10 protein-coding genes are annotated in these 9,805 nt (G+C 58.4%); 8 read left to right on the plus strand and 2 right to left on the minus strand.

The window, feature by feature from the left end; translation table 11 throughout:
- Positions 1-20: 20 nt before the first annotated feature.
- Both msbA and lpxK read left to right on the plus strand, forming a co-directional pair.
- Positions 21-1,769, plus strand: coding sequence for a lipid A ABC transporter ATP-binding protein/permease MsbA (msbA, locus tag IT763_RS07990; protein WP_110146850.1), 1,749 nt, complete (start codon positions 21-23; stop codon positions 1,767-1,769).
- Positions 1,769-2,749, plus strand: a complete 981-nt coding sequence (gene lpxK / locus IT763_RS07995) for a tetraacyldisaccharide 4'-kinase (protein WP_016928316.1) — start codon at positions 1,769-1,771, stop codon at positions 2,747-2,749. The genes msbA and lpxK overlap by 1 nt, the downstream gene beginning before the upstream one ends.
- A 2-nt stretch (positions 2,750-2,751) precedes the next feature.
- Here the strand turns inward: lpxK and IT763_RS08000 are convergent, their stop codons facing one another.
- A complete protein-coding gene (locus tag IT763_RS08000) occupies positions 2,752-4,158 on the minus strand; it encodes a VOC family protein (protein ID WP_016928315.1) in 1,407 nt (468 codons plus the stop codon).
- Between the two features lie 525 nt (positions 4,159-4,683).
- On the opposite strand from IT763_RS08000, the gene IT763_RS08005 reads away from it, so the two are divergent.
- The 6 genes from IT763_RS08005 (at position 4,684) to IT763_RS08030 (ending at position 8,952) form a co-directional block, all read left to right on the plus strand.
- Positions 4,684-4,893: a cold shock domain-containing protein gene (locus IT763_RS08005; RefSeq protein ID WP_004928244.1), complete on the plus strand. Its 210-nt coding sequence runs from the start codon at positions 4,684-4,686 to the stop codon at positions 4,891-4,893.
- 223 nt (positions 4,894-5,116) lie between these two features.
- Positions 5,117-5,338, plus strand: a complete 222-nt coding sequence (locus tag IT763_RS08010; protein ID WP_004928241.1) for a cold-shock protein — start codon at positions 5,117-5,119, stop codon at positions 5,336-5,338.
- A 113-nt stretch (positions 5,339-5,451) separates the two neighbouring features.
- A complete protein-coding gene (locus tag IT763_RS08015; RefSeq protein WP_079449438.1) occupies positions 5,452-6,678 on the plus strand; it encodes a winged helix-turn-helix domain-containing protein in 1,227 nt (408 codons plus the stop codon).
- Positions 6,679-6,976: 298 nt separating this feature from the next.
- Positions 6,977-7,159, plus strand: coding sequence for a Trm112 family protein (locus IT763_RS08020; protein ID WP_004928237.1), 183 nt, complete (start codon positions 6,977-6,979; stop codon positions 7,157-7,159).
- Positions 7,156-7,905: a 3-deoxy-manno-octulosonate cytidylyltransferase gene (gene kdsB / locus IT763_RS08025; RefSeq protein ID WP_004928235.1), complete on the plus strand. Its 750-nt coding sequence runs from the start codon at positions 7,156-7,158 to the stop codon at positions 7,903-7,905. Before IT763_RS08020 ends, kdsB begins: the two co-directional genes overlap by 4 nt.
- Positions 7,906-8,055: 150 nt before the next feature.
- Positions 8,056-8,952 (plus strand): YcbJ family phosphotransferase, encoded by an 897-nt coding sequence (locus tag IT763_RS08030; protein WP_206195324.1) that lies wholly within the window; start codon positions 8,056-8,058, stop codon positions 8,950-8,952.
- 7 nt (positions 8,953-8,959) lie between these two features.
- Here the strand turns inward: IT763_RS08030 and elyC are convergent, their stop codons facing one another.
- A complete protein-coding gene (gene elyC / locus IT763_RS08035; RefSeq protein WP_015377333.1) occupies positions 8,960-9,733 on the minus strand; it encodes an envelope biogenesis factor ElyC in 774 nt (257 codons plus the stop codon).
- Positions 9,734-9,805 lie beyond the last annotated feature (72 nt).

The following is a 9,805-nucleotide window of genomic DNA, read 5'->3' on the forward strand; positions in this document are numbered from 1 at the left end:
CTTCCGATGCTGGTATTTGCATGATGAATGATAAAGATCTCTCGACCTGGCAGACGTTCCGTCGACTCTGGCCGATGATCACTCCTTTTAAGACCGGGCTGATTGTGGCCGCCATTGCGTTGATTATGAACGCAGCGGGGGACACGCTGATGCTGTCTCTGCTTAAACCGTTATTGGACGATGGGTTTGGAAAAACCGACAGCAGCGTGCTGGTGTGGATGCCGCTGGCGGTGATTGCGCTGATGCTGATGCGCGGCGTGACCAGCTTTGTTTCAAGCTACTGCATTTCCTGGGTTTCCGGCATGGTGGTGATGCAAATGCGTCGCCGCCTGTTTGGCCACATGATGAGAATGCCGGTGGCCTTCTTCGATCAGCAGTCCACCGGGACTTTACTGTCGCGCATTACCTATGATTCCGAGCAGGTGGCTTCCTCCTCTTCCAGCGCGCTGGTGACCGTGGTGCGTGAAGGAGCCTCGATCATTGGCCTGTTCATCATGATGTTCTACTACAGCTGGCAGCTGTCGGTGATCCTGATCGTGCTGGCACCGATCGTCTCCATCGCCATTCGCCTGGTGTCCAAGCGTTTCCGCAACATCAGCAAGAACATGCAGAACACCATGGGGCAGGTGACCACAAGTGCCGAACAGATGCTGAAAGGCCATAAAGAAGTGCTGATTTTCGGTGGCCAGCAAGTAGAAACCGAGCGTTTTAACTCGGTGAGCAACCGCATGCGCCAACAGGGCATGAAACTGGTTTCCGCGTCTTCCATTTCCGATCCGATCATTCAACTGATTGCTTCGCTGGCCCTGGCGTTCGTGCTGTTTGCCGCCAGCTTCCCAAGCGTGATGGAAACCCTGACCGCCGGTACCATTACCGTGGTGTTCTCGTCGATGATCGCGCTGATGCGTCCGCTGAAGTCGCTGACCAACGTCAATGCCCAGTTCCAGCGAGGGATGGCGGCCTGTCAGACGCTGTTCTCCATTTTGGATATGGAACAGGAAAAAGACACCGGCACCCGCGAAGTGAAGCGTGCGAAAGGCGACATCGAATTCCGTAACGTCACCTTCTACTACCCGGCCAAAGACACGCCGGCGCTGCGTGATATCAACCTGAAAATCGCTGAAGGCAAGACCGTCGCGCTGGTGGGCCGTTCCGGTTCGGGTAAATCCACCATCGCCAACCTGCTGACGCGCTTCTACGATATTCAGGAAGGCGAAATCCTGATGGATGGCCACGATTTGCGTGAATATACCCTGGCCTCGCTGCGCAATCAGGTGGCTCTAGTTTCGCAAAACGTGCACCTGTTCAACGACACCATCGCCAACAACATCGCCTATGCGCGCGAGAGCGAATACAGCCGCGAGCAGATTGAGAAAGCGGCGGAAATGGCGTACGCGATGGACTTCATCAACAAGATGGAAAACGGTCTGGATACGGTGATCGGTGAAAACGGCGTGATGCTGTCCGGCGGCCAACGCCAGCGCATTGCCATCGCGCGCGCGCTGCTGCGTGACTGCCCGATCCTGATCCTGGATGAGGCGACCTCTGCGCTGGATACCGAGTCCGAGCGGGCCATTCAGGCCGCGCTGGACGAACTGCAGAAAGACCGAACTTCACTGGTGATCGCGCACCGTCTGTCGACCATTGAGAAGGCGGACGAGATCCTGGTGGTGGAGGACGGCCGCATCGTCGAACGCGGTGAACACGCCGAGTTGCTTGAGCGCCAAGGCGCCTATGCGCAGCTGCACCGCATGCAGTTTGGTCAATAATGATTGAGCGCATCTGGTCCGGCGGTTCGTTGCTTTATCTGGCGCTATTGCCGCTCTCGTGGCTCTATGGCTTGTTCAGTTGGCTGATCCGTCTCAGTTACCGCTGCGGCCTGCGTAAAAGTTGGCGTTCGCCGGTGCCGGTAGTGGTGGTGGGTAACCTCACCGCCGGCGGCAACGGCAAAACGCCGATGGTGATTTGGCTGGTGGAACACCTGCAACAGCGGGGCTATCGCGTTGGCGTGGTGTCACGCGGCTACGGCGGCAAGTCGGCGGTTTATCCGCTGGTGCTCGGTCAGAATACGTCGACCCGCGAGGCGGGCGATGAGCCGGTGCTGATTTATCAACGTACCGGTGCGCCGGTGGCGATCGCGCCCAAGCGAGCCGAGGCGGTGCAGGCCCTGCTGCAACAACAGCCGCTGGATGTGATCATCACCGACGACGGTTTGCAGCACTACGCTTTACAGCGTGACTTCGAGCTGGTGGTCATCGACGGCGTGCGTCGTTTCGGCAACGGCTGGTGGTTGCCGGCCGGGCCGATGCGCGAGCGTGCCGCGCGGCTTGGCAGCGTCGATGCGCGCGTCGCCAATGGCGGCGTGGCGCAGGCCGGGGAAATTGCCATGCGCCTGCAGGCGCGTGATGCGGTGAACCTGCTGAGCGGTGAACGTCGCCCGGCGGCTGAGCTGCCGCGCGTGGTGGCGATGGCCGGCATCGGCCATCCGCCGCGTTTCTTCGCGACGTTGGAAAAGTTGAACGTCGAAGTCGTACAGGAAGTGGCGTTTGCCGATCATCAGGAATATCAGCAGGAACAGCTGGCGGCGCTGGTTGCAGCCGATCAAACGCTGTTGATGACGGAGAAGGACGCGGTGAAGTGTCGCGCCTTTGCCCAGCCTAATTGGTGGTATTTGCCGGTTGATGCGGTGCTACCTTCCGCTCAGGCTGAGCAATTGCTGCAGGATATCGAATCTCTGCTGACTAAGTAATCTCAGGATGCCAGCGTGGCAAGTCCCAAGGCTTGCGCGCAGGCTTCCAGCGAACGCTGCTGGGTTTGCTGATACAGCGCCAGCTCGTCGATCACCTCACTGCCCAACGCTTGTTCAAACGCTGCCCGGCTGGAAGCGGCGTTGTACTGCGCGTGGCGGCTGTCGCCCAGGTTTGACTGGAAAATCCCCGCCGCGCTGACCGGCAGAAAATCTTCATACACCAGAGGCTGGAAGCGAACGTGTTCTTTCTCGATCAGTTGTTCCAGGGTGCTGTGCTTATCCAGCGACTCTTTGGCCGCCAGGCCGCATTCGGTCGGGAAATAGCGGAACCAGGCCAGCTGTTGCTCACGCAGCGTGGCGTAATCATCCGGAAACGCCCGGAAGTTTTCCTCCAGCAGTTGATAGTAGCGCTCGGCATTCTTCTCGCTCGGCGGCGCCTGCAACGCATCGTTGGTCGCCTGCAGCAAACGGTCGTAAAGTTCGCGTCCTTTAGGCGTTAGCGCCACGCCGCGTTGTTCGATCTCGCCGAAGCGCGCGGTATGGTGACCGGCGACGGCGTGCCCGTCGTGCTCAACGAAATCGACGCTTTCTTCCAGCGCTTTGAAGCTGGTTTGGCGGAGCAGGATCGCGCGGCGGCGGCGCGGCGGGCCCTCGATGACCGCTTTGGGCGTAATACCGCGGCCGGGCATCGCTTGCTGAACGCGATCGATATCCAGCGTGCGTGGTGTCAGGTGGTTGATATGCGGCCCTTTAAACGCCACCACGTCGGCGATCAGGCGATGCTGATCGTGCAGCTGCCGGTATTCTTCGGCGCTGACCGTCGCCTGGTTGTGCCAGCGGAAGGTTTCCAGCGCTTGTTCGACAAATTCTTGCGCCTGCACTTCATTCAGCCCGCCTTGCGCTTCCTGCAGCGCGATCAGCTCCAGCGCGCGATCGGTAAAGATACGGCGGCGCGCCAGCAAGCGCTCGGCCAGCGCACGCAGCGCGGGATCTTCTATCAGTTCCAGGCGCAGCAGGGAGGTGAACACGCGGAAAGGACTGATCTGCAGCGCGTCTTCGTGTATGGCGCGAAAAGCGGTGGAGTGCACCGGAACGCCCGCCACCGATAGATCATAGTAACCGACCGGCGCCATGCCCATCACCCGGAACAGGCGGCGCAGGGTGGCCAGTTCGTCCGCCGTACCGACCCGGATCGCGCCGTGGCGCTCCATGGCCAGGCGTTCGATCTCGCCGGTGATTTGCAGTTGATGAGCCAGTGCGGCATCTTCGCGCAGAACCTGTCGGTTGGTTTCCGCCACCAGCTCCAGCAGATCGCCGTACAGCGGTACCTCTTTTTGATACATGTCCGACATCGCGTGAGAGAATCTGGCGCGGATTTCATTAGGTGAAACGAACTGCTGGGCGGTCATGCGCATAGCTCCTTGATTCAGCATAATCTGAAAAATCGTGTTTTTAGCGGCAAAAGTGCTGGCGAAAAAGCCGTCTGCCTTGTTTTCCCCTCAAGTTTAGCCATCTGATTTGGGATTTGTTATAGCAGCGTCAAGCATATTAGAGTTTTATGCGTTAGCTCTCATTTGCAGCGCTCAGACGGGCAAATGATGCTCCGGTGAGGAGAGGAACGCGGTGGATCGGCCGCGGCGAGCGTTAAATTAAGTCATGTATATTCAGGGGGATAAAAATAAATTCGGCGTAATGATGAATTTATTGCAATAAACCTCTTGTGCATTCACCATTTTTATGAGTAAATGCAAGTCGGCCTGTAATCCAGACCTATTTATGTTCGAGTTTAGAGTTAAGCAGTTCCTCCAAAAACGTTATCATCCGATTCCGCTTCAAAGACGAACCTTCTAAGTACCTCCCATAAGTAATGTTTCTGAAATGGCCGCAATTGCCTCTTATGGCAGGTTTTGTAAATATATTTAAAGGTAAAAGTAATGTCTAAGAAGACTGGTCAAGTTAAGTGGTTCAACGAAAGCAAAGGTTTTGGTTTCATTGAGCAGCACGACGGCGGCAAAGATGTATTTGTACACTTCTCCGCAATCATGACCGACGGTTTCAAGACCCTGGCTGAAGGCCAGCGTGTCGAGTACACCATCCAGGACAGCCCGCGCGGGCCGGCTGCCGCCAACGTAGTTGCTCTGTAAGAAGACAGGGAACGCGTATAAAGAGATCTTAATACAACCATGGTGACGCTTCAGCGCTGAGTCATGCGGAAGATATTAAGTTCAACAAGCCCGCCTTAGTGCGGGTTTTTTATTTTTTTGCTCACGAGAGGTTTGTTACGAAAAACTTTAGGATGGGCTGGTAGCGTCCAGACAATATAAAAAATGACGTTGTCAAGGATGCTCAAGTAAAAGGATATAAGTTATGTTTAAAAATACTGTGTTAAAAATGGGTCGTGTGAAATGGTTTAATCAGGCCGAAGGCTATGGTTTTATTTCACCGGTAGATGGCAGCGACGAAATCTATGTCAACCGCAACGCTATCGCCAACACCAAAAATAAGTCGTTGAACGAAGGTCAGAACGTTGAGTTCTCGATCTATCGCAGCTCGCATGGGCTGTCCGCGGCAGACGTTATCGCGTTCTGATCGCATCCTCCTTCCTCGCCAGTGCCGGTGTCGCCACCCGCAAGCACTGGCGAAGATAAATCCCGCGATATCCACTATTATCAGGCCATTGCCTACTCGCCACGGATATCAGGATGACCACCCCGACCATTTCCCTTACCGCCGCTCGCGCGTTGCACCTTGCCGCCCAGGGACTGCTTTCTCCGCTTAAACGCCAGGCTCGGCCCGATGACGTCGTGAGCGCGATCCAGCGCATGGGGCTGTTACAAATCGATACCATTAGCGTCGTCGCTCGCAGCCCGTATCTGGTGCTGTTCAGCCGTTTGGGAACCTATCAGCCGGAGTGGCTTGAGCAGGCGCTCGCCGGCCGCAAGCTGTTCGAGTATTGGGCGCACGAGGCCTGTTTCCTGCCGATCGAAGATTTTGGTCTGCTGCGCCACCGCATGCTGGCGCCGCATGATATGGGCTGGAAATACTCGGCCGACTGGGTGCAGCAGCACCAGGCCGCGATGGACAACCTGCTGCGGCACATCGAACAACAGGGGCCGGTGCGTTCCGCCGATTTCAGCGCCGAGAAGAAAGGCAACAGCGGGTGGTGGGACTGGAAACCGGAGAAACGGCACCTGGAGATCCTGTTTACCGCCGGCAAGCTGATGGTGGCCGAGCGTCGCAACTTCCACCGGGTTTACGAGCTGACCGAAAGGCTGCTGCCGGCCTGGGACGATGCGCGTCATGCGCTGCCTGCGGAGCGGGCGCGCCGGCAGATGCTGCATCGCACCTGCCGCTATCTGGGCATTTTTCGCGCCGAATGGTTGGCGGATTATTATCGGCTGAAACGCGTGGCGCCAAAAGCCTTGCTGGCAGAGCTGCAGGCGCAGGGGGAAATTTCGCCGGTGCAGGTAGAGGGGCTGGAAGGGCAGTTCTATGTGCATGAATCACTGGCGGAACTGCTGCCGCTGGCGGAGCAGGGCAAATTGAAATCGACGGTCACCAGCCTGCTGTCGCCTTTTGATCCGGTGGTGTGGGATCGCCGCCGGGCGCTCGAACTGTTCAACTTTGACTATCGGCTGGAGTGTTACACGCCGAAAGAAAAACGCCGCTACGGTTACTTCACGTTGCCGGTGCTGCATCGGGGCGAGCTGGTGGGGCGGATTGACGCCAAGGCGCACCGTCGCCAGGGCATCTTCGAGATCATCAGTTTCCATGCGGAGCCGCAGGTGCGCTTCGGCAAACAGCGAACGCAGGATATCCGGCAGGCCATCGCGCGCACGGCCAAATGGCACGGTGCGCAACGCGTCGCGCTGGGCGACATTCCGGCCGCGTTAGCCGCTGAATGGGGTGCCGGCTGGGAAGTGGGATAACGAGCGACGCCGTCGGTGGGGTAAAACGAAGTGAAGCGTCGCTCGTTACAAAGGGGCTCAGTGGCTGAAGTTAGCGAACAGAGCGATGATTTTATGCAGACGTTTGATCATGTATCACTGCTTTCTTTTGTGATTTTCATCACAAAATTCTACGCCGGGATGCGCCGCAGTTCAAGCTGTCACGCTGACGCAGTGAGGAAATATCGGCGGGTTGGCGCTGCCGATGATTAACCTGGGGCCGGGCATTATGCTATCCTCACTGCCTTTCCCAGATGACCTATCCCCTAGCGGAGGATGCATGGACCACCGTTTACTCGAAATCGTTGCCTGCCCGGTATGCAACGGCAAACTCTATTTCAATAAAGAAAACCAGGAGCTGGTGTGCAAAGCGGACGGGTTGGCTTACCCGCTGCGTGACGGCATTCCGGTACTGTTGGAAAATGAAGCGCGTGCGCTGTCGCTGGATGAGAAGCACGCATGAGTTTTATCGCTATTATTCCCGCCCGCTACGCCTCAACCCGTTTGCCGGGCAAACCGCTGGCCGATATTCACGGCAAGCCGATGGTGGTGCACGTGATGGAGCGTGCCCGTGAGTCCGGCGCCAGCCGCGTCATCGTGGCGACCGATCATCCTGAAGTCGCCAAAGCGGTGGAAGCCGCCGGCGGCGAAGTGTGCATGACCAGCCCGGATCACCATTCCGGCACCGAGCGTCTGGCGGAAGTGATCGCGCACTACGGCTTTGCCGACGATCAGATCATCGTTAACGTGCAGGGCGACGAACCGCTGATCCCACCGGTGATCGTGCGGCAGGTGGCGGAGAACCTGGCGGGCAGCCAGGCCGGCATGGCGACGCTGGCGGTGCCGATCGAGAGCGCCGAAGAGGCTTTCAACCCCAACGCGGTGAAGGTTGTGATGGACGCGCAGGGCTACGCGCTCTATTTCTCACGCGCCACCATTCCGTGGGATCGCGAGCGTTTCGCCGCGTCGAAAGAGAGCATCGGCGACAGCCTGCTGCGTCATATCGGCATCTACGCGTACCGCGCGGGCTTCGTGCGCCGCTACGTCAGCTGGGCGCCGAGCCAGCTGGAGCAGATCGAGCTGTTGGAACAGCTGCGCGTGCTGTGGTACGGTGAAAAGATCCACGTGGCGGTCGCGAAAGCGATCCCGAGCGTGGGGGTCGATACGCCGGAAGACCTCCAGCGCGTGCGCGACAGCATTCAACCTTGAGCCTGATTTCGTCGGCGCGCCGCGCAACGCGCCGACGAGGCAACACCCCCATTATTGATCCCCGTTTTGTTGATCTGCGTTGAAGAATTTTTCCGCTCGCCGTTTGATGATGTTACGCATCCCCCCTAATTAGCCTGAGGTGAATGCCTTATGGAGCAGTTACGCGCCGAACTGAGCATTGTGCTGGGTGAGTCCATCAGCCGGCTGGAGCGGGTGAGCGAACAGCCTTATGCGCATATGTATTCACTGTACGATCGGCAGGGCAACGCGATCCCGTTGATGGCGAAAAGCTTTATCTGTCGGGGCATCGCCCAGCAGGAGGCGTACAAGCTGTCGATGCTGGCGCGCGACGGGGATATTCGCCTGCCTACGGTGTATGGCGTGGTGTGCACCCACCAGGCGCCGTATACGGAAATCCTGCTGATCGAGCGCCTGCGCGGCGTGTCGGCTGAGGCGCCGACGCGCTCGCCGGATCGCTGGAATATGCTGATGGAGCAGATCGTTGACGGGATATTGGCCTGGCACCGCATCGACAGCCACGGCAGCGTCGGCAGCGTTGACAGCACGCAGGAGAATGACTGGTTTTGCTGGTATCAACAGCGGGTCGAAGTGTTGTGGGCGACGGTGGTCAATCTCACCACCCCGCAGTTGACCATGGCGGATCGGCGTTTGCTGTACCGCACGCGTGAAACGCTGACCCATTTCTTCGTCGGCGTCGATGATCCCTGTGTTCTGGTGCACGGTAACTTATCGCTGCGCAGCATGCTGAAAGATCCCAAAACCGATCAACTGCTGGCGATGCTCAACCCCGGCGTAGTGCTGTGGGCGCCGCGCGAATACGATCTTTTCCGCCTCTGCGAGGCGGGCATGCCCAGCCAGCTGTTGTTCAACTATCTGCAGCGGGCGCCGGTCGCCGACGCTTTCCTGGCGCGGCGCTGGCTATATGCGGTATGGGAAGCGGTAGGGCGTTTGATCCATACCGGCAAGCTGGAGCGGCGGCCGTTCGACTATGCGTCGCAACAGCTGCTGCCCTGGCTAGCCGGTTGAACGGGCTTTACTCTGCGCCGGCGCTATCTGCGCCCTTCAGCCATTGCCACAGGCTACCCAGCGTTTCATACCAGGCGCGCTCGGTATGGCCGAGGAACATTGACGACGGTGTGGCGCGATCCCAGATATTCAGCGGCGAGTCGATAGCCAACTGATTGGCCGGCGCCGGGATCGGATGCAGCCCCTTAGCCTTGAAGAAACGCATGGCGCGCGGCAGATGGTTGGCGGAGGTCACCAGAATGAACGGTTGCTCGCCGACCAACTTGGCGACCTGAGCGGCCTCTTGCTCGGTATCGCGCGGTTCCCCCAAGATCACCATATCACTGCGCGGCACGCCCAGGCTTTCGGCCACCAGCGCCGCAGTGGCGGCGTTGCTTTGCATGGGGCCGGCGGACGCGCCGGTGAACACCATCCTGGCGCCGGGATGTGCAAGGTAGAGCCGCACGCCTTCCGTGACGCGCGGCAGACTGTTGCCGAGCAGGTTTGAACTGGGCGCCCAATCGGGATTGTAGGTATAGCCCCCGCCCAACACGACGATGTAGCTGACCGGATCGTTACCGCGATAAGTCTGGTATTCGGCTTCGATCGGCCGCAGCAGCCGGTCGGCCACCGGTTGCAGGCTGAAAAGCAGTAAAAACAGCCAGCTCAGCGTGAAAATCGTCTTACCGCTTTTTTGCCAGCGGGTGAACCACAGCAGCAGCAGCGCCAGCCCCATCAGCAGCATCAACAGCGGCAGTGGCATCAGCAGGGCGCCAAAGAACTTTTTCAGGTTGAACAGCATCGAAAATCAGATCCTTTTGGGTGAAAAATCGGCATCCAGGTATAAACAGGCCGCAAGAAGATACATTCTAAG

Source organism: Serratia sp. CMO1, from assembly GCF_015689115.1.
Classification (GTDB): Bacteria; Pseudomonadota; Gammaproteobacteria; order Enterobacterales; family Enterobacteriaceae; genus Serratia; species Serratia marcescens.

Bases quoted from the DNA above. Each gene is read 5' to 3' on its own strand.
- msbA (WP_110146850.1), top strand. From the start codon at position 21: ATGATGAATGATAAAGATCTCTCGACCTGGCAGACGTTCCGTCGACTC.
- lpxK (WP_016928316.1), top strand. From the start codon at position 1,769: ATGATTGAGCGCATCTGGTCCGGCGGTTCGTTGCTTTATCTGGCGCTA.
- IT763_RS08000 (WP_016928315.1), bottom strand. From the start codon at position 4,158: ATGACCGCCCAGCAGTTCGTTTCACCTAATGAAATCCGCGCCAGATTC.
- IT763_RS08005 (WP_004928244.1), top strand. From the start codon at position 4,684: ATGTCTAAGAAGACTGGTCAAGTTAAGTGGTTCAACGAAAGCAAAGGT.
- IT763_RS08010 (WP_004928241.1), top strand. From the start codon at position 5,117: ATGTTTAAAAATACTGTGTTAAAAATGGGTCGTGTGAAATGGTTTAAT.
- IT763_RS08015 (WP_079449438.1), top strand. From the start codon at position 5,452: ATGACCACCCCGACCATTTCCCTTACCGCCGCTCGCGCGTTGCACCTT.
- IT763_RS08020 (WP_004928237.1), top strand. From the start codon at position 6,977: ATGGACCACCGTTTACTCGAAATCGTTGCCTGCCCGGTATGCAACGGC.
- kdsB (WP_004928235.1), top strand. From the start codon at position 7,156: ATGAGTTTTATCGCTATTATTCCCGCCCGCTACGCCTCAACCCGTTTG.
- IT763_RS08030 (WP_206195324.1), top strand. From the start codon at position 8,056: ATGGAGCAGTTACGCGCCGAACTGAGCATTGTGCTGGGTGAGTCCATC.
- elyC (WP_015377333.1), bottom strand. From the start codon at position 9,733: ATGCTGTTCAACCTGAAAAAGTTCTTTGGCGCCCTGCTGATGCCACTG.